The sequence below is a fragment of the Paracoccus kondratievae genome, assembly GCF_009301415.1.
In the GTDB taxonomy this organism is placed as follows: Bacteria; Pseudomonadota; Alphaproteobacteria; order Rhodobacterales; family Rhodobacteraceae; genus Paracoccus; species Paracoccus kondratievae.
Genome location: NZ_CP045072.1, coordinates 2,180,629 through 2,205,319 on the forward strand (window position 1 = coordinate 2,180,629; position 24,691 = coordinate 2,205,319).

Here is a 24,691-nt window from a genome sequence, read left to right on the forward strand (position 1 = left end):
CGACACGAAAGGCCAAGGCATGTTTCGCAGAACGTTCGAAACCCTGCGGCGACCACTGATCGCAGCCATTGTTGCAGGGGCGACCGCCCTGCCCGCCTCGGCCGAGACTTTGGCCGATGCCATGGTCGCGGCCTATCGCCACTCGGCATTGCTTGAGCAGAATCGCGCCGTCCTGCGTGCCGCGGACGAAGATGTGGCGACGGCCCTCGCCCAGCTTCGCCCGGTGGTGCAATGGATCGCCGAGCACAGCTTTCAAAAGGTCGATAACAGCCGGATCGGCCGTTCGACCAGCATCGCGCTGCAAGCCCAGATCACGCTTTACGACTGGGGCCGCAACGCCATCGCCATCGACGCCGCCAAGGAAACCGTTCTGGCCACCCGCGCCGCGCTGGTCGGGGTTGAACAGGATGTCCTCCTGGGGGCCGTCCAGGCCTATCTGAACGTACGCAGCACGACTGAACAGGTCGATCTGCAGGAAAACTCGGTGCGGGTGATCGGTCAGGAACAGCAGGCCGCCTCGGACCGGTTCGAGGTGGGCGAGATCACCCAGACCGACGTCGCACAGGCCGACGCAGCCCTTGCCGCCGCGCGCGCCAGCCTCGCCTCTGCGCGAGGAGAGCTTGAGATAGCACGCGAAATCTATCGCACCGCTACGGGCCGTGCGCCGGGCAAGCTTTCCCCGCCCCCGCCCACGCCCGCCCTGCCCGCCACGCTGGAGGCGGCGCGGCAGATCGGACAGCGCAGCCATCCGGCGATCCAGCAGGCGCAACGTCTGGCCGCCGCGGCCGAACTGGGCGTCGCTGCGGCCGAGGCCGAGCGTAACCCGACCCTCAGCGGTACGGTCGGCATTGGCCGTTCGCACGATATGTCGGTGCAGACGCAACGCGAAACGACGACGAACGATATTGGCGCGTCGGTCAGCATGTCGCAGACGATCTATTCCGGTGGACGCCTGCCGGCGGCCCATCGCAAGGCCATGGCGCGACGGGACGAGGCACGGGCGTCGCTGCTGCAGGTTTCGCGTCAGGTTAACGAGGCGGTCGGTCAGGCCTGGGCGGGAATCGACGTCGCAAAGGCGCAGATTCGCGCCATTGACGAACAGATCGTCGCAGCACGGCAAGCCTACGAAGGCGTGCGCGAAGAGGCGACGCTGGGTGCACGCACCACTCTGGACGTGCTGGACGCCGAGCAGTCGCTGCTTGAGGCGCGTGCCAATAAAATCTCGGCGGAAGCCAATCTGCAATTAGCACATTATCAACTTCTGGCTGCTATGGGTCTGTTGACGGTGGAAAACCTGAAACTGGGGATACCGACCTATGACCCTTCGGCCTATTACAACGCGGTGCAGGACGCACCTTATACCAGCAGGCAGGGCAAAAGCCTGGACCGGGTCCTGCGCGCCATCGGCAGGGACTAATCCCGCCCCTGCTACGGGGGCGCATCATGCAGCATGAAATGATGCGCCAACCGACTCCGGCCCCGATGCCGGATCATATCGGCGATGTCCTGTCCTCGATCCGCAAGCTTATCGATCAGGACACTGCCGGCAGCCACAGCCCGGATCATCCCTCTGGCCCGCGGATCACCCGCGACCTCGCAGGTCCGACCAGCGCCCGGATCGAGCTGGTGTCATCCGAGCCACCCGCAACAGCAGCGCGCGTGACACCGCTGGTGCTGGATGTAAACGCCATGGTCGCACCCGATCCCGAGGATCAGGCTGAGCCGCCAGCCGCACTGCCAGAGGTGCATGCTGTGATGGAAAACGCCGATCAGCCTGAAATGCTCTCCGACGCCCTGCCCGAGGCGCGCGTGACCAAGCCAGAACGGGCGGATGATCTTACCTCCGACAGTGACACGGAACCGCCGTCGTTCGATACGGCGCCCCCTGCTGCGATCGAAATGATCAGCAGCAGCACCCCCGACCTTTCGCTGCAAGGACCCGCTACTATCACGGAAATGGAAGAAGCCATGCTGCATGTGAGCACACCCGCAACCCCCGCAACTCCTGTCGTCGAGATGGAGGACAGCATTGCCTCTGCCCGCGATAGTAGCGAGCCGCATCTCTTTGCGCCCAGGGACAAAGGACCGCAGAACGGCCCCCAACTGCGCGGCCTGATTCGCGAGGCGATCCGGCAAGAGCTTCAGGGAGAGATCGGCAACCGCCTTAGCCGCAATCTGCAGCAAATGATCCGCCACGAGATCGAGCTGGCGCTGCGTCAGATGTGCGAACAAGACTGAGCAAGGCAACCGCCTGAATGCCGCATAGGGTGGGGTAGCGGCCCCCGCCCATCGCGAATGGTGGTGCTGGGGCCGGTCAAATGCCAGACCCGTCCACAATACCCTGAAAAGGCTTGCCCTGACTTGGTTTGCTCAAGCTGCCATTCACTGATGGATTGGATCTGCCGGTCAGCGACCGTCGCAGCGGCCAGCCGTTAAGGCGCGGCCACTGCGGCAACGGGCAGAGCCCGCTAGTTCAGGTATTTTTCGGGATCAACGCTATCGAAACCGTTGCGCACCTCGAAATGCACCACGCCCTGATTGCGCGCCTTGCCAAGTGCGGTTCCTGCGCTGACCGATTGCCCTTTGGTGACGGTAACATCATCAAGACCGGCATAGACAGTCATCAGATTGCCGTCGTGCCGAACAACGATAATCGGCACCTGATCCGTATCGCGGGTGATGGCGGCGACCGTCCCGCTGCCAGCAGCTGTCACGGTGCTACCCGGCGCGGCAGCAATGTCGATGCCGTCGTTCTTGCCCTTCTGATAGGTGCGGATGATCGAACCATTGGCGGGCATACGGAATTTTCCATTGCCCGAAGCAGCAGTCCGCGTCTTGCCCAGATCAGGGCTTGCGGGGGTGTCGACCTTGCTGGTGGCGGGCTTGGTCTGCTCCTTTGGCAGCGGCTCGGCTGCCGAAGGCGGGCGCGGGGTCGGACTGCCGGTACCGGGAGCGGTCACGGCACCGCTGGCAGGGCGGCTTTGACCGACGACCGGGATCAGCAGGCGCTGGCCGGTACGCAAAGCCATATTCTGCGACAGGCCGTTCCACTGGGCCAGATCATTGACCGAGACATTGTATTTACGGGCAATGGACCAGGCCGTCTCGCCCGCAGCAACAACGTGCTGCTTGGGTTGGCTCGAGGCCGGCAGGGTCTGCGCAGTCACCCCTCCTTCTGCCGGGGGCACCGCTGGCTGCTTGACGCCCTGACCGGCAAAGGGATCGGTGACTTGCCCGGTCGAGGAGGTGACAGGTGCGGCAGGCGCACCTGCTGCAACCCGCCGCGGCAAGGCAACCACCGCCCCGGGGTTCAGCGGAGTATTCGCGTCGATCGCGTTGTAGCTGGCCAGTTCGCCCGCGCTCAGCCCCAGCCGTGCGGCGATGGTGGTCACCGTATCGCCCTGACGGGCGATGGCGACCTGATAGCCGGGATAGGAAATCACCCCGCGCTGATCCGGCGTCGGTCTGGGCTGCGCGCGCGCGGCCGCGCCGGCGGTGTCCAGCCCCCCGCCGCCCCAGCCGCGCAGGTCGGGATCGAAATTGCTGAAGTCCAGGCCACCCTGCGGCCCGCAAGCCACCAGAGTCACCGCAGTTCCGGCAACCAATGCCAACTGCCTGATCTTGATCATCTGCCCGTTCCTCACTCTGGACGGTCGGGGGTCATGTCTGTCCCAACCCCTCGACCAGCGGCACGAAACGCACCTGCCGCAATTCGTCGTAGTCAAAACCGTTTTCGCCACGGCGCACGCGGATCAGCGTCTGAACTGCGTCCGACTGACCGACCGGCACCACCATAATACCGCCGATCTTTAACTGCGCCAAGAGCGGGCCCGGCGGATCCTCGGCGGCAGCCGTCACCATAATGCGATCAAAGGGCGCCTGTTCGGGCAACCCGCGCGAACCGTCGGCAACCAGCGTGGTGATATTGGTCAGGCCCAGGTCGCGAAACAGCGCCTCGGCCTCTGCCACCAGCCGGCGATGGCGGTCGATGGTATATACCCGCCGGCACAATAGCGACAGGATCGACGCCTGATAGCCCGAGCCGGTTCCGATCTCGAGCACCTTGTCACGCGGCCCGACCTCCAGCGCCTGGGTCATCAGCCCGACAACCGAAGGCTGGCTGATGGTCTGGCCGCAAGGGATGGGCAGGGGCGTATCCTCATAGGCGCGGTCTTCGAAATGGCCGCGCACGAATTCGCCGCGGTCGATGCGCTCCATCGCTTCGAGTACCCGCGGATCGGTAACCCCGCGCTGCCGCAGCGCGAATAAAAAGCGCATCTTGCGTTCGGCAGTCTCGGGATCGTCGCTCATCTGTTGCTTAGCCCTCTTCGAGAACGCCACGCAGTTCGGCCAGGGTCTTGTGGCAGGTCAGATCCGGCCGCATCGGCGTCAGCGAGATATAATCGCGCATATTGGCATCAACGTCACTGTCTGGCGTCGCGGGTGCGGTCTGTGATCCGCCCAGAACCCACAGGAACCGCCGCCCGTTCGGGGCGTGATAAGGCTCGACCTCAAAACGGACGCCGCGCCGGCGGCCCTGCGGGGCAACCCGCGTGCCCTTGACCGAGGCGGCGTCACAGGCCGGGAAGTTGATGTTATAGAACAGGCGGAAATCCTCGTCCGAGGTCCAGTCGCCATATTCCAGCAACTGCCGGATCAGGCGCGGTCCATGCACGCGCGCCGCCTCGAACGGGTCATCAAGCGTGGCGGTGCGCTGGCCCATATACTGGGACAGGGCAATGGCGGGCAGCCCCTGTAAAGCGGCCTCCATCGCGCCGCCGACGGTACCCGAATACATCACGTTCTCGCCCGAGTTATTGCCGCGGTTCACCCCCGAGAGCACCAGATCGGGCGGGTTATCCCGCATCACATCGGCAATCGCGGCAAGCACGCAATCGGCGGGGGTGCCCTCGGCGGCAAAGCGGCGCGGCCCCAGTTCGGCGATCAGGGTCGGGTGAACATAGCTGATGCAATGCGCGACACCGGACTGTTCAAAGGCCGGTGCGACGGTCCAGACCTCACCCCCGGGCCCGGCAACCTCGGCCGCGATGGCGGCAAGCGCCTCCAGCCCCGGAGCGTTGATGCCGTCGTCATTGGTAATCAGAATACGCATGTTCTTTCCTGTCCGACCTGCCGTGACGGGCCTGCCCGGCAAGGCCGCCCGCGCCCGAGGCATTTTTGCCCTCATCTTGCATGCTTATCCGGGCCACAGCCTTGCGACAACCCGCAGGAACAGCCATGGAAGCGTTTGACGCGCGGCTGCGCTCGGGGCAGCATTGGAACAAGGCAAAAGGCCGGGCAGGACATGCAGATCTATCTTCCCATCGCCGAGGTGGCGGTCAATGCGCTGGTGCTGACCGGGCTGGGCGGCATCGTCGGGCTGATGTCGGGCCTGTTCGGGGTCGGCGGCGGCTTTCTGATCACGCCTCTGCTGTTCTTTATCGGCATTCCGCCAGCCATCGCGGTGGCGACCGGCGCAAACCAGGTCGTGGCCTCGTCCTTTTCCGGCGTGCTGGCCCATGTCAAACGCAAGGCGGTCGATTTCCGCATGGGCTGGGTCCTGCTGGCGGGCGGTCTGGTCGGGTCCTCGGTGGGCGTGCTGATTTTTAACCTGCTGTCGCGGCTGGGGCAGGTCGATCTGGTCGTTCAGCTGTGCTATGTCATCTTCCTGGGCCTGATCGGCGCGATGATGCTGCAGGAAAGCCTGCGCGCCCTGCATCGCGCCCGCCGCAGCGGACCGATCAAGCCCATGCGCCGTCACCAGCATGGCTGGGTGCACAAATGGCCGCTGAAGATGAAATTCCGCGCCTCGGGCCTGTATATCAGCGCCATTCCGGTGCTGATGGTCGGCGCAGCGGTCGGCGTTCTTGGCGCGATCATGGGCGTCGGCGGCGGCTTTATCATGGTGCCGGCGATGATCTATCTGCTTGGCATGCCGACCAAGGTCGTTATCGGGACCTCACTGTTCCAGATCACGTTCCTGTCAGCCTATACGACGCTGATGCACGCGGTGTCGTCGAACACCGTCGATGTGATGCTGGCAGTGCTGCTGATCGTCGGAGGCGTGATCGGGGCACAGGTCGGCACCCATCTTGGCGCACGGCTGAGGGCCGAGCAGCTGCGCATTCTGCTGGCGCTGCTCGTTCTGGGCGTTTGTGGCAAGCTGGCGCTGGATCTGTTCCTGCGCCCGGATGAGCTTTACTCGATCACACAAGGGGGCAAGGCATGATCCGGCAGTCCTGTCACGCCCTTCTGGCGCTGGCGATGCTGGCCCTGCCCCTGCAGGCGCAGGAAAGCCCGCCACCCACCCCGGCAGAGGGCGCGACCTCGGCCACAATCGAGGCCGAGCCCGAGACCACGCCCGAGCGGATCGTTGCGGGCCTGTCGCGCGACGACATCGATATCACCACCAGCTTTGACGGGTCCGAGATCATCATCTACGGCGCCGTCAAACGCGAAAGCCGCATCCCGCCCGGCCAGCCCCTTGATGTGATCGTAACCGTCGAGGGCCCACACCGCCCCGTCACCGTCCGCCACAAAGAGCGGCGGCTGGGCATCTGGGTCAATACCGGCCGCGTGAACATCGGCTCGGCCCCGAATTTCTATGTCGTGGCAACGACCCGGCCCCTGCACCTGATCCTGCCGCCCGAAGAGGACCAGCGTTACCGGATCTCGATCCCGCTGGCGATGCGGGCCTTTGCCGGCCCGACCGAGGTCGAGGACGTCGTCCCCTATACCGAGGCCCTGATCCGCCTGCGTCGCGCCGCAGACCTTTACCGACAGGATGACGGCTCGGTCCTGCTGGCGGAACAGACGCTGTTTCGCGCCGATATCGGCCTGCCCGCGAACCTGATCGAGGGGTTCTACAGCACCCGCATTTTCCTGTTGCGCGACGGCAAGGTAATCGACACGTTCCGCGCGCCCATCGACGTACGCAAGGTCGGGCTGGAGCGCTGGCTTTACCGCCTCGCCCTGGAACAGCCGTTTATCTATGGCATCATGTCGCTTGCCATCGCAATGGCAGCAGGCTGGGCGGCATCGGCGGCCTTCCGGCTGATCAAGCGGACCTGAGCGGACCGGTCTGGCCGCGCCGGAACGGGCCAAGTTCCGTCAGGACCGCCATTTCCTCGTCCACCGCCTCGCGCTCACGCTGCAGATAATCGGCGATGGCACCGTAAAAGCCGGGGTCCGCGACCCAATGCAGCGAATGGGTCTGGCTGGGCAAATAGCCGCGCGCCAGCTTGTGCTCGCCCTGTGCGCCGGCCTCGACCCGTGACAGGCGATGCTTGATCGCCCAGTCAATGGCACGGTGATAGCACAGCTCGAAATGCAAAAAGGGGTGATCCTCGATACAGCCCCAATAACGGCCGTAAAGCGCATCCGGCCCGATCAGATTCAGCGCACCGGCAATCGGGATGCCGTCACGCTCGGCCAGAACCAGCAGGCAATCGTCGCGCATGGTGTCATGCAGGATGTCGAAAAACGCCCGGGTCAGATAAGGCCGCCCCCATTTGCGCCCGCCGGTGTCCTGATAAAAGGTCCAGAACGCGTCCCAGTGGCCGGGCCTGATCTCATCCCCGGTCAGGCTGCGGATAGTGCCGCCAAAGGCCTGAGCACGCTCACGCTCTTTGCGGATCGCCTTGCGCTTGCGAGACGAAAGCTGGCCCAGAAAATCGTCATAACTGTCATAGCCCTGATTCAGCCAGTGGAACTGTTCGCTGGCGCGAGGCAGGAAATCGACCGCCTCACCCAACCCGGCCTCGGCTTCGGTACAGAACGTGACATGCGCCCCCGACAACCCCGATTGCTGCGCGAATTGCGCCATCCCGGCCAAAAGACCACGCTGCACCGCCGGATCGGGCGCGATCAGCCGCGGCCCGGTGACGGGGGTAAAGGGAACCGCGCATTGCAGTTTGGGGTAATAGCGCCCGCCCGCCCGCTCATAGGCTTGTGCCCAGCCGTGGTCAAAGATGTATTCGCCCTGGCTATGGGTCTTGATGTAACAGGGCGCAACGCCCGCTACCCTGCCATCCAGCCGGGCGACCAGATGGGCCGGATGCCAGCCCGTGCCCTCGCCGACCGAGCCGGACTGCTCAAGCGCCGACAGAAAGCGATGGGTGGTGAAAGGGTTGGTGCCCGCCCCGCAGCCATCCCATTCAGGGGCCTTGATCCCGGAAATCGCGGGCAGGACGGAAACGGCAAGCTCGCTCATGGCAGTAACATAGGGGCGGGCGCGACGATTGTCAGGGCCTTGCGGGCAAGTAACGCTCGAAGGTGATGTTATCGGCCACGCGGCGGGCAGCTGCCTCTTCTTCGGGCGAACGGACGGTCCAGCACAGTACCGGCACGCCGCGCTGTTTCAGCGCCGTCACCGCCGGATTGTCCAGATCCTTGCGGTCATGCGAGATGAAGCTGGCACCGACCCGGTCGAAATCACCGATGGCGGCCAGATGCGCAAGGGCAGCCTCGCCCGCGACGGCCCATTCCTCATCCTTATAGTCGCAGGTGGTCAGACCGACCGTCACGTCTGGCGCTGCGACGTGAAAGGCCGCGATCGTATGAGGATTGAAGGACATGACCGCGACCGGACCGCCATAGGCCAAGACAAGCCGCGCCACTTCGTCCTGCAGATCGCCGACCTGATCGGAAAGACGCAGGCTCTGGTCCTTGATCTCGATAAGCAACGGCACCCGGCCTGCAACTTCGGCAAGCAGATCTGCCAGCGTCGGGATGGGTTCCGAGGTGCCAAGAAGGCGCAGTTGCGACAGATCATCCATGCCCTTGGCGCCAACGGGACCCTCAGCCCCGGTCAGCCGCGGCAGGTCGTCGTCGTGAAACACCAGCGCCGTGCCATCGGCCGTGCGCTGGATGTCGCATTCGATGCCATATCCCGCAGCGATAGCGGCGCGAAAGGCCGCCATGCTGTTTTCCGGCATGCCCGGCCCATGCAGCCCGCGATGGGCAATGGGCATGTTCAGAAAATCCGGGTGCAGACTCATCATGCGAACTCGAACACGGCCTCGATCTCGACGGCGACCCCGCGCGGCAGGGCCGGGGCCGAGACGGCGGCGCGGGCATGGCGGCCCAGATCGCCGAACACCTCGACCATCAGGTTTGAGCAACCGTTGATAACCTCGGGCTGGTCGGTGAATTCCGGGGTCGAATTGACAAAGCCAGCCAGTTTGACCACGCGCGTCACCCGATCAAGCGAGCCAAGCGCCGCCCGCGCCTGCGCCAGCAGCGCCAGACCGCAGGCCCGCGCCGCCTCGGCGCCCTCTTCGACAGCCAGATCTGCGCCCAGACGGCCTTTGGCCGGGCTGATCTGCCCCGAAACGAACAGCAGGTTGCCCGTGATCACAAAGGGCACGTAATTCGCCGCCGGAGCCGGCGCGTCGGGCAGCGTGATTCCCAGATCTGCCAGTTTCGTTTCGATGGACATGCTTGTTTCTCCTACCAGTCGATAAACCCGCGGAAGTCGCTGAGGACGATGCGCCAGGTGTCCAGAGTATCCTCGAAATTCTTGCGTCCCACACCTTCGCCTGCAAGGCCGATGTCCATTTCGATAAAGGGATCGCCCTCTTCGTCCAGCCAGACCTTGCCGAAACGCTTGTCCCGGTTCCAGCGGTTGGCCTTGGTCGCGTTCATCGGATCGTCAAGGTCAAAGCCAGCCGAGAACTGGATCGACTGGCAGGATTTTTCGCAGCTGTAGAAATAGACCTGAAACCTGGTGCCATCGATGCGGCTTTCGATCATCGGATCGCCGGAATCGTCTTTGGTCATCTCTACCGGCAGACCAAAGTCCATCATCAACAAGCGAATCACATCGGGATCGCCCAGGACCTGCGCCTGTGCGACAGGTGCCTGCAGCAGCATCGCCAACGCAAGGGAAACCAAGGTACGCATACTCTTCTCCGTCACGGGAACAGCTGATTGCTTAACGGTTTGCGCCTCAGGCTACCAGTGCTTCGGCACGCTTCAGGTCCACGCTGACCAATTGGCTGACGCCCTGTTCCACCATGGTCACACCAAACAGCCGGTCCATGCGCGACATGGTTACGGCATGGTGCGTGATCACAAGAAAGCGCGTCTCGGTCCGCCGCGTCATCTCGTCCATCAGGTCGCAAAAACGGGTGACGTTGGCATCGTCCAAAGGCGCGTCCACCTCGTCCAGAACACAGATCGGCGCGGGATTGGCAAGGAACACCGCAAAGATCAGCGCAAGCGCGGTCAGCGTCTGTTCGCCCCCCGAAAGCAGGCTTAGCGTCGACAGTTTCTTGCCCGGAGGCTGGCACATGATCTCAAGCCCGGCCTCAAGCGGGTCGTCGGATTCGACCAGCACCAGCCGCGCCTCGCCGCCACCGAACAGATGGGTAAAGAGATTGGCGAAATTGGCGTTCACCGTGTCAAAGGCCGCCAGCAGACGTTCGCGCCCCTCGCGGTTAAGGCTGCCGATGCCCTGCCGCAGCTTGCGGATCGCCTCGGTCAGGTCCTCTTTTTCGGCGCCAAGGCGGTCACGCTCGGCCTCAAGCTCGCGCTTATCTTCATCTGCACGCAGGTTGACCGGCCCAAGCGCATCGCGGCCCTGACGCAGGCGGGCAATCTCGGCCTCAAGCGCATCGGGGGTGATCTCGTCGATCTCGCCCAGCGATTCCAGCAGCGTCCCGGGCGTGGCCTCAAGTTCTTCATGAATGCGGGCTCGGGCATTCGCCTCGGCCGTGACCGAGGCTTCGGCGCGGGCCTCGCAGGCCGCACGGGTTTCGCGCGCGTCTGAGGCCGCCCGTTCCGCCTCGCGCTCGGCCTCGGCAGCGTGGCGCAGCGCCTGATCGGCGGCTGACAGCGCATCGCGGGCCCGGGCAAGCCGCGCCCCGGCCTGAGCTTCGGCGTCGATCAGAATACTGCGACGCCCGGCAAGGATTTCGGGTTGGGCCTCGGCCTCTTCCAGTTCAAGGGCGGTTTCTTCGCGGCGGGCAGCAAGCTCGGCGGAGCGGGTACCTGCCTGATCCAGCCGCAGACGCCAGCCCGATTCCTCCTTGGCGATTTCCTGCAGACGCCTGATGCGGGCATTGGCCTCGCGCCGCAGTTCCTCCAGCGCGCCGCGCCGGGTCAGGGTGGCGATGCGCGCAGCCTCGACAGCGGTACGGGCATGTTCGACCGCCGCAGCCGCCGCGCCCCGGTCGGGCAGTTCGGCCAACGCCCGTTCGGCCTCGGTCAGCCGGGTGCGGGCGTCAAGCGCGTCCTCGCGGTTGCGCGCCAGTTCGGCGCGGGCGGATTCGGCGCGGCTTTGCGCCATGGCAAGCTCGGATTCGGCACGCGTTACGGCCCGGACAGCGTCGGACAGTCCGCGCTCGGCCTCGCGCCTTGCGTCGCGGGCGCGTTTCTCGGCCTCGGTCGCCGCCAGATAGCGGGCGCGCAGCGTCTCATGCGCGGACAGGGTCTCATCAGCGCGGGCCTGCGCCACCTCGGCTTGCGCGCTCATTTCGGCAAGCTGGTTAACCTTTTGCAGATGCAATGCAGCCGCAGATGCGGCCTCGCCCGCCATCACCCGCATCCCGTCCCAGCGGAAAAGGTCACCTTCCCGGGTCACCAGCCGCTGACCGGGGGCAAGCTGCGCCTGCAGGGCCACGCCTGTTGTCACATCGGCGACCAGCCCGACCTGCGACAGACGGCGGGCCAGGGCGGCAGGCCCGTCCACATGGGGCGCCAAGGCCTCGACCCCATGGGGCAGAGGTTGCGGCGCGTCATAGCCCGGCAGCAGGTGCCAGCCCGAGCCATCCTCGGCCAGTCCGACGCCCAGATCGTCGCCCAGTGCCGCGCCGAATGCAGTTTCATAGCCACGCCCGACGCGGACCAGATTCAGAATAGAATCGCTGCTCTGCCCGCGTTCGACCAGCCGTTTCAGCGCCGCCACCTCGGCCTTCAGCGCCGAAACCTCGCCCTCGGCCTCGGCGCGGGCCGAGCGGGCGGCAGACTCCTCAGCCTCCAGCGCAGCGCGGGTTTCCTCAGCTTCGGCCAGCCCCTCTTCGGCGGCTTCGACGCGGGCGCGGGCTTCTTCCTGGGCCTCTTCGGCAGCCTCGCGGGCGGCCTCGGCCTCGGCACCGGTTTCAGCGGCGCGGACAGCGGCGGTTTCAGCCTCAGTCGCAGCGCGGGTCGCGCGTTCCTGCATCTGGCGCAGATCGTGAACCAGCCGCTCGGCCGATTGGTGACGGGCGGCGATACGGGCGGATTCGTCGGTCAGCTCTGCCAGCTTGGCCTCGACCTCGCGCAGCGTCTCGGCGGCCTCATCGGCAACATCGGCCGCGGCCTGCAACCGTTCATCATGGCCCTGTCCGGCCTTTTCCAGCTCACGTTTTTCCCAGACCAGCCGCTCGATCACCTCGCCAGCGTCGCGGTTCAGCGCCGCCTCGCGCTCGATATCGCGGTCAAGCTGGGCGATGCGCGCCAGCAGCGTCTGGATCGCTTGCGCCGCGCGGGTCTCGGCCTCATCCAAAGCCTCGCGCTCAACGACGGTGCGGGACAGGATCGCGGCGGCGACCTGTTCCTCTTCCCTCAGGGGGGGCAGTTTCTCTTCGGCCTCTTGCCGGGCGGCAATGGCGCGGCGGGCGGCACCCTCGGCCTCGGCAGCGGCGCGGATCGCAGCCTGCAGCGCCTCGGCGGTCGCAGCCCTGGCACGGTCTGCCTCGGCCCAGCGCCGGTAAAGCAACATCCCCTCGGCCCGGCGCAAAGCAGCGCCGATTTCGCGGTAGCGGGCGGCGGCACGGGCCTGACGGGCAAGACTCGCCGCCTGGCTGGAAAGCTGGTCCAGCGTGTCGTCGACACGGGTCAGGTTCGCCTCGGCCGCGTTCAGCTTCAGCTCGGCCTCATGCCGACGCTGATAAAGGCCCGAGATCCCTGCCGCCTCTTCCAGCACCCGCCGGCGGGCCTTGGGCTTGGCGTTGATCAGTTCGGAAATCTGCCCCTGACGCACCAGAGCCGGCGAATGTGCCCCGGTCGAGGCATCCGCAAACAGCATCTGCACATCGCGCGCCCGCACCTCTTTGCCATTGATGCGATAGGCCGAGCCCGCATCGCGCGTAATGCGGCGGGTGATGTCCAGCACATCGCTGTCGTTCAACCCGGCGGGGGCAAGGCGGTCCTTATTGTCGATGGTCAGCGTGACCTCGGCATGGGCGCGGGCCGAGCGGCGGGCCGTGCCGGCAAAAATCACATCCTCCATCCCCTCGCCGCGCATGGCGGTGGGACGGTTTTCGCCCATGACCCAGCGCAATGCCTCAAGCAGGTTCGACTTGCCACAGCCGTTCGGCCCGACCACACCGGTCAGGCCCTCGCGGATGACCAGATCGGTCGGATCCACGAAGCTTTTGAAACCATTGAGGCGCAGGCGGTCAAAGCGCAAAAGGGGGGTCCCTGAGGGTCATCCAGATGCTGGGGATTTTTGGCCATACCGGCCAACAAGTCAACACAAACCCCATATATCGCGGGGTTTAACCGATCTATCCACAAGATTCTGGTTCACGCCGGGAAAACTGGTGTTAATCTGGCGCCATGATTCCAGCGCTTTCCATCATTCTGATCTTTCAACTTGTGGGCGAGATCGCGACCCGCAGTCTGGACCTGTTGTTGCCGGGGCCGGTTCTGGGGCTGCTGCTGCTGGTGCTGTCGTGCAGTCTGCGCCCGGCGTTGGCTGAACTGCTGCGCCCGGTTGTGAATGGGATCCTTGGGCATCTGTCGCTGTTCTTTGTCCCTGCGGGTGTCGGTGTGATCGCGCATCTGGGACAGTTCCGCAGCGATGGGTTAGCCGTGGCGGTGGCGCTGGCGGTATCGACCGCATTAGCAATTGCTGCCGGGGCGCTTGTATTCTGTGCCGTGGTTAAGTGGATGGGCGGACCCAGAGAATGACAAACGCAGCCCTGATCTGGAGCTATCTGACCGAAGGCCCGCTTTTGTGGCTGACGGCGACCCTGCTGGCCTATTGGGCGGGCGATACCTTCTTTCGCGCCATGGGCCGGCAAAGCTGGGCGAACCCTGTCCTGTGTGCGGTGATTATCCTGGCCTGCGTGCTGGGGGTGACCGGCACCAGCTACCAAACCTACTTCGAAGGCGCTCAGTTCGTGCATTTCATGCTGGGCCCGGCGACAGTGGCGCTGGGGATGCCGCTTTATGACAACCTCCACCGGGTCAAAAAGGCACTGCTGCCATTGATTGCGGCACTGTTGGCGGGGTCGATAACTGCAGTGGTCTCGGCGCTGGCGATTGCCAAGGCCTTTGGCCTGTCCGAGGTGATGCTGGCAAGCCTTGCCCCCAAATCCACCACAGCACCTGTTGCCATCGGCATCGCCGAAGGTCTGGGCGGAGAGCCGACCATCACCGCCGTTCTGGTGCTGGTGACCGGTATTTTTGGCGCGATTATAGCAACACCACTGCTGAACGCGCTCAAGATCACCGACTGGCGGGCACGCGGCTTTTCACTGGGGGTCGCCGCGCACGGCATCGGCACTGCCCGCGCCTTTCAGGTGAATGAGACCGCCGGCGCCTTTGCCGGAATCGGCATGGGGCTGAACGCGGTGCTGACCGCGATCATTGCGCCGCTCGCTCTTTATCTGTTCCAGTAAAGATTGCCGCGCCCTCTGCGCGGAATGTCATATCCGGGAAACGCGCCAGCGATATAGCCCCTGCCAATCAAAGCGGAGAGGCCGGATGACAGATCAGCCGACAAACATACCGCCCCGGCAGGGAACGCCGGCCGAGGTCTTTGCGGCCTTTCTGAAACTGGGCCTGACCAGTTTTGGCGGCCCGATCGCCCATCTGGGCTATTTCCGCGACGAGCTGGTGACGCGGCGCAAATGGCTGAACGACAGCGCCTATGCCGATCTGGTGGCGCTTTGCCAGTTCCTGCCCGGCCCGGCCTCAAGCCAGGTCGGCTTTGCGCTGGGACTGATGCGCGCGGGCTGGGCAGGTGCGCTGGCAGCATTTGCCGCGTTCACACTGCCCTCGGCGCTGGTGTTGCTGGTCTTTGCCATGACGGCAGCAAGCATTTCTGGCCCGGTCGGAGACGGCGCACTGCACGGGTTAAAGATTGTCGCAGTAGCAATCGTTGCACAGGCTGTCTGGGGCATGGCCCGCAACCTGTGCCCGGATAAAGAACGCGCGGCGATTGCAGCCGTCGCAGTGGCAGTGCTGGCCTTTGTCCCAGGGGCCTTGGGGATGATCGGGGCAATTCTGATTGGCGCAATCCTTGGCCTGGCACTGGGCCGGGGGACAGTGACCAAGGTCCATGGCCCCGCCATCCTGCCTATTTCCCGCAAACTGGCGACCGGGGCGGGGATTGCCTTTCTGGGTCTGCTCACCCTTTTGCCACTGCTTGCGACCCAAGGGCAGGCGCTGGCCGTCATCGACAGCTTTTACCGCGCCGGGGCCCTGGTGTTCGGGGGTGGGCATGTCGTCCTGCCGCTTTTGCAGGCCGAAACGGTTGCTACTGGTTGGGTTACACCAGATCAGTTCCTGGCCGGATATGGCGCGGCGCAAGCGGTGCCGGGGCCGCTTTTTACCTTTGCCGCCTATCTCGGCGCTGTTCTGGGACCTGCGCCGAATGGCCTGACCGGAGCCGTTCTCGCGTTGCTGGCTCTGTTTCTGCCGGGATTTCTGATCCTGATCGCCGCCCTGCCCTTTTGGAACCGCTTTCGATCAATAGCGCAGGCGCAATCGCTGATGCAGGGCGCGAATGCCGCCGTGGTCGGTATCCTGGGCGCGGCCCTTTACACGCCCGTCTTTTCCAGCGCCATCGGGGATCTGCGGGATTTCGCACTGGCCCTGATCTGTTTCGTGCTGCTGACAGCGTGGAAATCGTCGCCATGGGTCGTGGTGATCCTGTCGGTGCCTGGCGGGATCGCCCTGGCGCTGATCCCCTGACCGGGCCCGATCACCCAACGAAAAAGGCCGCCCGCAGGACGGCCCATCGCAGTAGGAATGAAAGGCGCGCTTATGCGGCGTCGGCCTCTTCTGCGGCATGGCGGCGCTCACTTTCCTCGCGCGACAGCGCGACAGAGGTGCGCACACCCTTGGCCACGAATTCCATCAGACCTTTCACCACGCGTTCGTTCGGATCAATTCCGGCGCAGGACAAAACCTCGCGACCGTCGCGCGACCGTGCCCAACGTGCAATTTGTTCAGGCCCGTTGCCGTATTTTTTATCATCGGCGATCGCATCGTCCAGCGCGGCCAGCACAACCGCAGCAAAAAGCTTGCGGGCCCGCTGTCCTTGTTCAAAGTTGAAAGCCGAGCCATCCACGAAATCGCGCATCATCGTTATCCTGTTTTTCTTGCGGTGCCACCGCACCTTGAACAATGCCAAGGCTGCTTAATGGTCTTGCCTCCAGGCGGCGCTGGTCGGCTTAGCCGATCCAGGCCATGATTCGGTATGCCCCCCACCGCATGTCCGCCATGCACACTGTGCAAACCCCGGCGGATGTAAAGAATAGCCGCCAAAAGCAACGGTCTTGCGACAAGCGGAAGTTCGCAGGCCCCCTTGACAACGCTGCAAGCGTGATCGGGTTTCCGAAGGACACGGGGGTGGATATAGGCGTTTACCCCCACGGTTCAAGCCTCGCGAGGCGGAATTCCTGCAAGCTTGTCAAAGCTGTCGCGGAATTATGCGGGCTTGCCCGCCATTAATTGCGCCGTCTGCAAATAACGCGCAACGATATTATCAGCGATTCTTTAGCTTACTGCAATGGTTGCGCATAACAGATATTCCGCCAGTTTTTATTCCGGCTATGGTCAAGCGCAGGTTTGCAAGCCTAGAATTAGCGTAGATTTAGTCAATGACGGGAAATCAGCCGATATGGCAGGATCAGGTTTCCCCGTAATTTTTTATCAAGGACAGGGAAATCAACATGGCGCAACCAACCATCCATGTCGCGCATGAAGATCAAGGAAATTCAGGCCGTTACGTCGTCACCCTGCCCGGGGTCGAGGGCGAGGCCGAGCTGACCTGGCGCAGTGCCGGCCCGGGGATCATCGTGGCCGACCATACCTACGCCCCCGACTCGATGCGCGGCACCGGCGCGGCCTCAGCGATGGTTCAGCGGCTGATCGCTGATGCCCGTGAGCGTGGCCTGCGCATCATCCCGGCCTGTTCCTATGTCCGTGCCCAGTTCAGGCGCCATCCCGAATGGTCCGATCTTCAGGCAGAGGTCTGACCGCGATTGACGCGCCGTCACATTGTACGCTTTGCTATGTTAGCGCAAACAAACATATCAGTACCGGTATGTAAACTCACTTTCTGAATAATTGACGGACATGTCGTCCATGTCTAGCTTCGCGGGGAGGCAGGTGGCCTGGCCACCGCCGCGTCGCGGATGCGTCCCGAAAGGACCGCCCTGCACCCGCGCAGAAAGGGGAAGGCACGGGCTGGACCCCGGCTGTGGAGGCAGCCGCCACCCGGGCAAATGGAGTGGGAGGAATGATGGTGAACCTCAGGAAATACGCCCTGGCGCTGGCCTCGGCGGCAGCACTTTCGCTGCCCGGCATTGCTGTGGCCGAAGGCATGGTCGGGATCTCGATGCCGACCAAGACCTCGGCGCGCTGGATCGACGACGGCAACAATATGGTCAAGCAGTTCCAGGATGCGGGCTACCAGACCGACCTGCAATATGCTGACGACGATATCCCGAACCAGCTTGCGCAGATCGAGAATATGATCACCAAGGGCGTGAACGTTCTGGTGATCGCGGCGATCGACGGCACCACGCTGTCGAACGCACTGGCCAATGCCAAAGCCGCCGATATCAAGGTCATCGCCTATGACCGGCTGATCCGCGACACGCCCGACATCGACTATTACGCGACATTCGACAACTTCAAGGTCGGGGTCGAGCAGGCGACCACTCTGGTAGACGGCCTCAAGGAACGTTTCCCGGAGGTGAAGCCGTGGAACGTCGAGCTGTTTGGCGGCAGCCCGGACGACAACAACGCCTATTTCTTTTATGACGGCGCGATGTCGGTCATCCAGCCGCTGATTGATGACGGTTCGATCGTGATCCCTTCGGGACAGATGGGCATGGACAAGGTTGGCACCCTGCGCTGGGACCCCGCCACCGCTCAGGCGCGCATGGATAACATCCTGTCCGCAAACTATACCGACAAACAGGTGCATGGTGTCCTGTCTCCCTATGACGGGCTGTCCATCGGTATCCTCAGCTCGCTCAAAGGGGTCGGCTATGGCTCGGGCGACCTGAAAATGCCCATCGTCTCGGGTCAGGATGCAGAAATCCAGTCGGTCAAGTCGATCAAGTCGGGCGAGCAGTATTCGACCATCTTCAAAGACACGCGCGAACTGGCCAAAGTCACCGTCAGCATGGTCGATGCCATGATGAAGGGCGAAGAGCCCAAGGTGAACGACACCGAAAGCTATGACAACGGCGTCAAGACCGTGCCTTCTTACCTGCTGGAGCCGGTGGCCGTGACCGGAAAGAACCTCGAAGAGGCGCTGATCGGTTCAGGCTATTACACCGAAGACCAGCTGAAGTGACACCAACCGGCGCTGTCGCGGACCCTCTCGCGGCGGCGCCTTCGGCGTGACCGCAAGGGGTGGCCATGGACGCTATTCTGGAAATGCGGGGAATCACCAAGGAATTCCCTGGTGTAAAAGCCCTCGACAATGTGAACATGACCATCCGGCGCGGAGAGATCCGTGCTTTGGTGGGCGAGAACGGTGCCGGAAAATCGACGCTGATGAAGGTGCTGTCGGGCGTCTATGCGCATGGCAGTTATCAGGGCGATATCCTTTATAACGGCAAGCCGATGGCCTTTCGCTCGATCAGGGACAGCGAAGAGCAAGGCATCGTCATCATCCATCAGGAACTGGCGCTGGTGCCGCAGATGTCGATTGCCGAAAACATCTTTCTTGGCAACGAGATCGCAAGACATGGCGTCATCGACCGGCGCGAGACCAACCGCCGCACGGCCGGGCTTTTGGCCCAGGTCGGGCTGCGAGAAAGCCCCGAGACCAAGGTCGGCACGCTGGGCATGGGCAAGCAGCAACTGATCGAGATTGCCAAGGCCCTGTCGAAAAAAGTCGATCTTCTGATCCTTGATGAGCCGACCTCATCGCTGAACGAACATGACTCGGACGCGCTGTTGCGGCTGCTTGAGCGGTTCCGCGAACAGGGGATGACCGCGATCCTGATTTCGCACAAGCTGAACGAGATCAGTCAGGTCTGCGACAGTATCACCGTGCTGCGCGACGGCGCGACGGTCGCACATCACGACGGTATGGTCGATGAATCCGCCATCATTCGCGATATGGTCGGTCGCTCGATGAATGACCGCTATCCGCCGCGCCAGCCTCAGATCGGCAAGGTGGTGATGCAGGTGCGCGACTGGACCGTTGCAGATCCCGCGCGCGATGGCCGTTTGCTGGTCAAAGAGGCCAGCTTTGAACTGCGGCGCGGCGAGGTGCTGGGCATCGCCGGACTGATGGGCGCTGGCCGGACCGAACTGGCGATGAGCATTTTTGGCCGCTCGATGGGCGAGTTCAGATCCGGATCGGTCGCGCTGCACGGCAAGCCCGTCGATCTGTCCACGGTGCCCGCGGCGATCAGGGCCGGCCTTGCCTATGTGACCGAGGACCGAAAATCGCTGGGCCTCGTGCTTGAGGACACGATCCGCCGCAATATTCCGCTGGCGAATTTGCCCGGTATCTCGCGCCAGGGGGTGGTGGACCGTCAGCGCGAAGGTGCGGTCGCGCGCGACTTTCGCCAGCGCATCAACATCCGCTCGCCCTCGGTCGAGCAAAGGACCGTCAACCTCTCGGGCGGGAACCAGCAAAAGGTAGTGCTGGCGAAATGGCTTTTCGCCGGGCCCGAGATCCTGATCCTTGACGAGCCGACGCGCGGCATCGACGTAGGCGCGAAATACGAGATCTATACGATCATCCGCGACCTCGCCGCCGCTGGAAAGTCGATCATCGTCATCTCGTCAGAAATGCCCGAGCTTTTGGGCATCACCGACCGCATCCTGATCATGAACGAGGGCCGTCTGGTCGGAGAGATGCCGACCGCAGAGGCCACGCAGGAACGTATCATGCAGGTCATCATCAGGTCGGGCCAGGACCTGACCGACGAAAACGTTACCCCCGAGCAAATCGAGGCAGAGGCCGCACATGTCTGACACGACCACTGAACGCTCCGGCGATACGTTCGGCTTCATCCGCCGCAACATCCGCGAATATGGCATCCTGTTCGCGCTGATCATCATTATGGCTTTTTTCCAGGTGGTCACCGGCGGCATCCTGTTCCGGCCGGTCAACCTGACCAACCTGTTCCTGCAAAACAGCCACATCGTCATCATGGCGGTAGGCATGTTGCTGATCATCGTCGCGGGCCATATCGACCTGTCGGTCGGTTCGGTCGCGGCCTTTGTGGGGGCACTGGCGGCGCTGATGGTGGTACGGCTGGGACTGCCCATTCCGGTCGTGGTTGTCCTTAGCCTTGCCGCAGGCGCAGTTATCGGCGGCATTCAGGGCTATTGGATCGCCTATTGGAAAATCCCCAGCTTTATCGTCACGCTGGCGGGTATGCTGATTTTCCGCGGGCTGACCATGTGGATCCTGCAGGGCCAGAATATCGGCCCCTTTCCGCGTGGCTTTCAGATGATCGCCTCGGGCTTCATCCCGGATATCTTTGGCCCCGACAAACCGCACACCCTGTCGTTGCTGCTTGGCTGGGGGGCGGCGGCATTGATCCTGTGGCTACAGATCCGGGCCCGCCGCCGCGAAGAGGCCGTCGGTATCGCGGATGAACCCTTTGCCTTCTTTGCCGCCAAGAACACGCTGATCTTTCTGGCACTGGTGTGGATCAGCTGGGTGCTGGCGAATTTCCGCGGTCTGCCCAACGTCTTTATCGTCATGGCGGTGCTGGTCGCGCTTTACGCCTTTATCTCTGAGCGCACGACGCTGGGGCGGCGCATCTATGCGATCGGCGGCAACGCCAAGGCGGCCAAGCTTTCGGGCATCAACTCGGAACGTGTGGTATTCCTGACCTTTATGAACATGGGGATGCTGGCGGCGCTGGCAGGGATCGTAGTCTCGGCCCGGCTGAACTCGGCCACGCCAAAGGCCGGGGTCGGGTTCGAACTTGACGTGATCGCGGCGGTCTTTATCGGCGGCGCCTCGATGGCAGGCGGCGTCGGCACGGTGATCGGCGCAGTGGTCGGAGCCTTTATCATGGGCGTGATGAACAACGGCATGTCGATCCTGGGTATCGGCATCGACTATCAGCAGGTCATCAAGGGGCTGGTGCTTATGGCCGCCGTGATCTTCGACGTCTCGAACAAGAGCAAGACGTGACCCCGGACTGGATCGCTGTCGACTGGGGCACCACCCGGCTGCGGACCTGGGCCATGCGCGGGACCCAAGCGGTCGAGGCACGGGCCTCGGACAGGGGGATGGGTGCACTTAGCCCCGCAGGGTTCGAGCCGGCCTTGCTTGATCTTGTCAGCGACTGGCTGCCCGCCTCGGGTCGGATACGGGTCATCGCCTGCGGCATGGTCGGCGCGCGGGGCGGTTGGACCGAAGCCGCCTACCGCGCCATCCCCTGCCCCCCGCTTGACCCGTTGCAAGCCATTCACGCCCCCGCTATTGATCCACGGCTGGATGTCCGCATCCTGCCCGGCCTGTCACAGAACGATCCGCCCGATGTCATGCGCGGCGAAGAAACCCAGATCGCAGGCTTTCTGGCTGAAAACCCGGATTTTGACGGCACGCTTTGTCTGCCCGGCACCCATTGCAAATGGGTCCGGCTGGCGCGCGGGCGTGTCGTTGGTTTCCGCACCTTCCTGACCGGAGAGCTGTTCTCTCTGCTCGCCGGCCAATCGGTACTGCGGCTGACGATCGGGACGGCAAAGCCCGACGCCACGGCCTTTGCCAGGGCCGGCGCGTTGGCGCTGGCTGACCCCCATGCCGCGAACGCGCAGCTTTTCACGCTGCGCGCCGCCGCGCTGTTGCAGGGGCTTACGCCGGAACAGGCGGCGGGGCGGCTGTCAGGCCTGCTGATCGGCGCCGAACTCGCCGCAGCGCGCGACCTCTGGCAAGGTAACTCAACCGTGATCATTGGCACGGCAGGGTTGGCACAACTTTACGAAGATCTGCTGCTGGCAGCGGGCGCAAAGGCGTGCCAAAAGGATGGCGCGGCCCTTGTCCTTGCCGGTCTTGTCGCCGCCAGCTTAGCGTTGCCGGAGAACACATGAACCAGCCTATAATTGCCATCCTGCGCGGGTTGACCCCCGCGGAGGCCCTACCCATTGGTCGCGCTCTGGTTGAAGCGGGGATCGACCGTATCGAGGTGCCCCTGAACTCACCCCAGCCGCTCGACAGCATCCGATTGATGGCGGCGGCGCTGGCAGGGCAGGCAACAATCGGGGCGGGCACCGTTCTGACAGTCGCACAAGTGGCCCAAGTCGCCGATGCCGGCGGGCGGATGATCGTTTCGCCCAATACCGACCCGGCGGTTATCCGCGAGGCGCGCTCGCGCAGGATGCAAGCCTGGCCCGGCGTTTATACCGCCACCGAATGCTTTGCCGCCATCGCTGCCGGGGCGACCGGGCTGAAACTGTTCCCCGCCGATCAGGCCGGAACCGGAACGCTGAAGGCGCTGCGGCAGGTGCTGCCCAGCGAGGTCGCAGTCTATGCCGTGGGCGGCGTCGGCCCTGATAATTTCGCCGAGTGGCGCGCGGCGGGGGCGCAGGGCTTTGGCATCGGCAGCGCCCTTTATCGCCCCGGCGACACCCCCGAAACAGTCGCAGCAAGGGCACGAGAGGTGGTGGCGGCACTACAGGCCCTGACATGAGCGCGCAGGTCTTTGACCCTCGCATCTGTGAATTGGGCGAAGGCGCATTCTGGCACCCCGAACGCGGCCAGCCTTTCTGGTTCGACATCCTTGGCCGGCGACTGCTGTCGCGTCAGGACGGGGCCGAACTGGAATGGCGCTTTGACGAAATGGTCTCGGCCGCAGGGTGGATCGGCCGCGACCAGTTGCTGATCGCAAGCGAAAGCGCGCTGATCCGGTTTGACCTGCGCAATGGCCAGCAAAAGCGGCTGATCGCGCTTGAGGCCGACCGGCCCGGCAACCGTTCGAACGACGGGCGCGCCGATCCCTTCGGCGGATTTTGGATCAGCACGATGGCGCGGAACGCTCAGGCTGGCCAGGGCGCAATTTATCGCTATCTTGACGGAGAGTTGCGCCTTTTGCGGGGAAACATGTCGATTCCGAATGCGATCTGCTTTTCTCCTGATGGCCGACTGGCCTATTTCGCCGACACCGCCGCCCAGGTCGTCTGGTCGCAAGACCTTGATGAGCAGGGCTGGCCCTTGGCCGAGGCACGGGTCTTTCTGGACCTGAGCGGCACCGATCAATTCCCCGACGGGGCCGTGACCGACGATCAGGGCCGGTTCTGGAATGCGCGCTGGGGCAGCGGCACGGTCGCCTGCCACGCGCCCGACGGACGGTTGCTGAAACAGCTGGCCCTGCCCGCCGTCCAGCCAAGCTGCCCGGTCTTTGCCGGACCCGACCTGACACGGCTGATCGTCACCAGCGCCGCCGAAGGCCGGCACGGCCCCGATGACGGTCGCACCTGGCTGTTGGCCCCCAACGCACGGGGGCGGGCCGAACCACGGGTCCACGCGTGATGGCCAGCGAATTCGGCACTCTGCCCGATGGGCAAAGGGTCATGCAGGTCACAATCTCGGGGCACGGGCTAAGGGCTTCGATCATCACGCTTGGGGCTTCGCTTCAGGAACTGCGGCTCGACGGGATCGGGCATTCTCTGGTGCTGGGCTTTCCCCGGCTTGAACCCTATCTTGACGAAGGGCGCTATTTCGGGGCTGTGGTCGGGCGCTATGCCAACCGCATCGCCCATGGCCGGGCCGTCCTTGACGGGCAAAAGCTGCAGCTTGACCGCAATCAGGACGGTCGCCACATGCTGCACGGCGGCCATGACGGCTGCGGCACCCGCAACTGGATACTTGCCGACTGGGACAAAAGCTCGGTTGCGATGGCCGATCACCTGCCTGCCGGCCACATGGGCTTTCCGGGGGCGATGCTGATTCGGGCGACCTGGTCGATCCTGCCAGGGCCGGTCCTGATGCTGACCATTCTGGCCACATCGGACGACACGACCTTTTGCAACTTTGCCCAGCACAGTTATTACAACCTCGACGGCTCGGATACGATTGCCGATCACCGCCTGTCCGTGCCCGCTGCGACCTATCTGCCGGTGGATGATGACCTGATTCCCCTTGGTGCGCCCGCACCTGTTCAGGGCACCCATCTGGATTTCCAGAACCCCACCCGTCTGGGGGAAAGGCTGGGCGGGCCGCGTATCGACCACAATCTTTGCCTGTCGGACCAGCGCCATGTCCTGCCGCGCAAGGTCGCAACCCTGCAGGCAGGTGGGCTGAGTATGGACCTTAGCTCGACTGAACCGGGCCTGCAGGTCTATACCGCTGAACATCTGTCCCCCGGGGCGCCGGGCCACGGCGGCAGGCCCTATGACCGTCATGCCGGGGTCGCGCTGGAATCGCAGATATGGCCTGACGCACCGAACCACGCCGATTATCCCTCGGCGCGGTTAGAGCCGGGGCGGCTTTACCGCCAAACCACGGTCATGAGCTTTCGTGGCAGGGTAGCTTGACCTTACA

General features: G+C 63.9%; 24 protein-coding genes. 15 read left to right on the forward strand and 9 right to left on the reverse strand.

What is annotated here, in order from left to right:
• The first annotated feature begins 19 nt into the window (after positions 1-19).
• Positions 20-1,417 carry a TolC family outer membrane protein gene (locus tag F8A10_RS10875; RefSeq protein WP_010391909.1) on the forward strand — a complete coding sequence of 466 codons (1,398 nt, stop codon included), beginning with the start codon at positions 20-22 and terminating at the stop codon, positions 1,415-1,417.
• 26 nt (positions 1,418-1,443) lie between these two features.
• A complete protein-coding gene (locus F8A10_RS10880; RefSeq protein WP_152367288.1) occupies positions 1,444-2,238 on the forward strand; it encodes a hypothetical protein in 795 nt (264 codons plus the stop codon).
• A gap of 230 nt (positions 2,239-2,468) precedes the next feature.
• Here the strand turns inward: F8A10_RS10880 and F8A10_RS10885 are convergent, their stop codons facing one another.
• Genes F8A10_RS10885 through surE form a run of 3 tightly spaced genes read right to left on the reverse strand, consistent with a single transcriptional unit; the run spans position 2,469 to position 5,113 of the window.
• On the reverse strand, positions 2,469-3,629 hold the full coding sequence (locus F8A10_RS10885; RefSeq protein ID WP_152367289.1) for a LysM peptidoglycan-binding domain-containing protein: 1,161 nt from the start codon (positions 3,627-3,629) through the stop codon (positions 2,469-2,471).
• Positions 3,630-3,660: 31 nt separating this feature from the next.
• A complete protein-coding gene (locus F8A10_RS10890; protein ID WP_010391916.1) occupies positions 3,661-4,311 on the reverse strand; it encodes a protein-L-isoaspartate(D-aspartate) O-methyltransferase in 651 nt (216 codons plus the stop codon).
• A 7-nt stretch (positions 4,312-4,318) separates the two neighbouring features.
• Positions 4,319-5,113, reverse strand: coding sequence for a 5'/3'-nucleotidase SurE (surE, locus tag F8A10_RS10895; protein ID WP_010391918.1), 795 nt, complete (start codon positions 5,111-5,113; stop codon positions 4,319-4,321).
• A gap of 192 nt (positions 5,114-5,305) precedes the next feature.
• Between surE and F8A10_RS10900 the strand changes: the two genes are divergently transcribed.
• Positions 5,306-6,229 (forward strand): sulfite exporter TauE/SafE family protein, encoded by a 924-nt coding sequence (locus F8A10_RS10900; RefSeq protein ID WP_010391922.1) that lies wholly within the window; start codon positions 5,306-5,308, stop codon positions 6,227-6,229.
• Positions 6,226-7,071: a TIGR02186 family protein gene (locus tag F8A10_RS10905; protein WP_085502003.1), complete on the forward strand. Its 846-nt coding sequence runs from the start codon at positions 6,226-6,228 to the stop codon at positions 7,069-7,071. Before F8A10_RS10900 ends, F8A10_RS10905 begins: the two co-directional genes overlap by 4 nt.
• Here F8A10_RS10905 and F8A10_RS10910 read toward each other — a convergent pair.
• Genes F8A10_RS10910 through F8A10_RS10930 form a run of 5 tightly spaced genes read right to left on the reverse strand, consistent with a single transcriptional unit; the run spans position 7,058 to position 13,393 of the window.
• Positions 7,058-8,212, reverse strand: coding sequence for a GNAT family N-acetyltransferase (locus F8A10_RS10910; protein WP_152367290.1), 1,155 nt, complete (start codon positions 8,210-8,212; stop codon positions 7,058-7,060). The two genes, F8A10_RS10905 and F8A10_RS10910, sit on opposite strands and share 14 nt — an antisense overlap.
• A 31-nt stretch (positions 8,213-8,243) precedes the next feature.
• Positions 8,244-8,999, reverse strand: coding sequence for a glycerophosphodiester phosphodiesterase family protein (locus F8A10_RS10915; RefSeq protein WP_010391930.1), 756 nt, complete (start codon positions 8,997-8,999; stop codon positions 8,244-8,246).
• Positions 8,999-9,439: a RidA family protein gene (locus F8A10_RS10920; protein WP_010391932.1), complete on the reverse strand. Its 441-nt coding sequence runs from the start codon at positions 9,437-9,439 to the stop codon at positions 8,999-9,001. The genes F8A10_RS10915 and F8A10_RS10920 overlap by 1 nt, the downstream gene beginning before the upstream one ends.
• A gap of 11 nt (positions 9,440-9,450) precedes the next feature.
• Positions 9,451-9,903 carry a YbjN domain-containing protein gene (locus F8A10_RS10925; RefSeq protein WP_010391934.1) on the reverse strand — a complete coding sequence of 151 codons (453 nt, stop codon included), beginning with the start codon at positions 9,901-9,903 and terminating at the stop codon, positions 9,451-9,453.
• A gap of 46 nt (positions 9,904-9,949) precedes the next feature.
• The gene (locus F8A10_RS10930; RefSeq protein ID WP_152367291.1) at positions 9,950-13,393 is read right to left on the reverse strand and encodes a chromosome segregation SMC family protein; all 3,444 of its coding nucleotides are present in this window, start codon (positions 13,391-13,393) and stop codon (positions 9,950-9,952) included.
• Between the two features lie 149 nt (positions 13,394-13,542).
• Here F8A10_RS10930 and F8A10_RS10935 point away from each other — a divergent pair, with 149 nt between their 5' ends.
• The 3 genes from F8A10_RS10935 (at position 13,543) to chrA (ending at position 15,906) form a co-directional block, all read left to right on the forward strand.
• The gene (locus F8A10_RS10935; RefSeq protein WP_010391938.1) at positions 13,543-13,896 is read left to right on the forward strand and encodes a CidA/LrgA family protein; all 354 of its coding nucleotides are present in this window, start codon (positions 13,543-13,545) and stop codon (positions 13,894-13,896) included.
• Entirely contained in the window at positions 13,893-14,609 is a 717-nt protein-coding gene (locus F8A10_RS10940) for an LrgB family protein (RefSeq protein WP_010391940.1), read from the forward strand. The genes F8A10_RS10935 and F8A10_RS10940 overlap by 4 nt, the downstream gene beginning before the upstream one ends.
• A gap of 85 nt (positions 14,610-14,694) precedes the next feature.
• Complete coding sequence (chrA, locus tag F8A10_RS10945) at positions 14,695-15,906, forward strand: chromate efflux transporter (RefSeq protein ID WP_152367292.1); 1,212 nt, start codon at positions 14,695-14,697, stop codon at positions 15,904-15,906.
• A gap of 70 nt (positions 15,907-15,976) precedes the next feature.
• On the opposite strand, the gene F8A10_RS10950 is transcribed toward chrA, so the two are convergent.
• Positions 15,977-16,297: a DUF6280 family protein gene (locus tag F8A10_RS10950; protein ID WP_010391945.1), complete on the reverse strand. Its 321-nt coding sequence runs from the start codon at positions 16,295-16,297 to the stop codon at positions 15,977-15,979.
• Between the two features lie 592 nt (positions 16,298-16,889).
• Between F8A10_RS10950 and F8A10_RS10955 the strand changes: the two genes are divergently transcribed.
• From F8A10_RS10955 to F8A10_RS10990, 8 genes are all read left to right on the forward strand, one after another.
• Positions 16,890-17,195: a GNAT family N-acetyltransferase gene (locus tag F8A10_RS10955; RefSeq protein ID WP_010391946.1), complete on the forward strand. Its 306-nt coding sequence runs from the start codon at positions 16,890-16,892 to the stop codon at positions 17,193-17,195.
• Positions 17,196-17,461: 266 nt separating this feature from the next.
• Positions 17,462-18,526 carry a multiple monosaccharide ABC transporter substrate-binding protein gene (chvE, locus tag F8A10_RS10960; RefSeq protein WP_029371206.1) on the forward strand — a complete coding sequence of 355 codons (1,065 nt, stop codon included), beginning with the start codon at positions 17,462-17,464 and terminating at the stop codon, positions 18,524-18,526.
• Between the two features lie 65 nt (positions 18,527-18,591).
• Complete coding sequence (mmsA, locus tag F8A10_RS10965; protein ID WP_152367293.1) at positions 18,592-20,166, forward strand: multiple monosaccharide ABC transporter ATP-binding protein; 1,575 nt, start codon at positions 18,592-18,594, stop codon at positions 20,164-20,166.
• Positions 20,159-21,343 (forward strand): multiple monosaccharide ABC transporter permease, encoded by a 1,185-nt coding sequence (mmsB, locus tag F8A10_RS10970; protein ID WP_085501997.1) that lies wholly within the window; start codon positions 20,159-20,161, stop codon positions 21,341-21,343. Before mmsA ends, mmsB begins: the two co-directional genes overlap by 8 nt.
• Positions 21,340-22,242: a 2-dehydro-3-deoxygalactonokinase gene (locus F8A10_RS10975; RefSeq protein WP_152367294.1), complete on the forward strand. Its 903-nt coding sequence runs from the start codon at positions 21,340-21,342 to the stop codon at positions 22,240-22,242. The genes mmsB and F8A10_RS10975 overlap by 4 nt, the downstream gene beginning before the upstream one ends.
• Positions 22,239-22,841, forward strand: a complete 603-nt coding sequence (locus tag F8A10_RS10980) for a 2-dehydro-3-deoxy-6-phosphogalactonate aldolase (RefSeq protein ID WP_152367295.1) — start codon at positions 22,239-22,241, stop codon at positions 22,839-22,841. Before F8A10_RS10975 ends, F8A10_RS10980 begins: the two co-directional genes overlap by 4 nt.
• Positions 22,838-23,680: an SMP-30/gluconolactonase/LRE family protein gene (locus F8A10_RS10985; protein ID WP_010391953.1), complete on the forward strand. Its 843-nt coding sequence runs from the start codon at positions 22,838-22,840 to the stop codon at positions 23,678-23,680. The genes F8A10_RS10980 and F8A10_RS10985 overlap by 4 nt, the downstream gene beginning before the upstream one ends.
• Positions 23,680-24,684 carry an aldose epimerase family protein gene (locus F8A10_RS10990; protein WP_152367296.1) on the forward strand — a complete coding sequence of 335 codons (1,005 nt, stop codon included), beginning with the start codon at positions 23,680-23,682 and terminating at the stop codon, positions 24,682-24,684. The genes F8A10_RS10985 and F8A10_RS10990 overlap by 1 nt, the downstream gene beginning before the upstream one ends.
• The last annotated feature ends 7 nt before the right edge of the window (positions 24,685-24,691 follow it).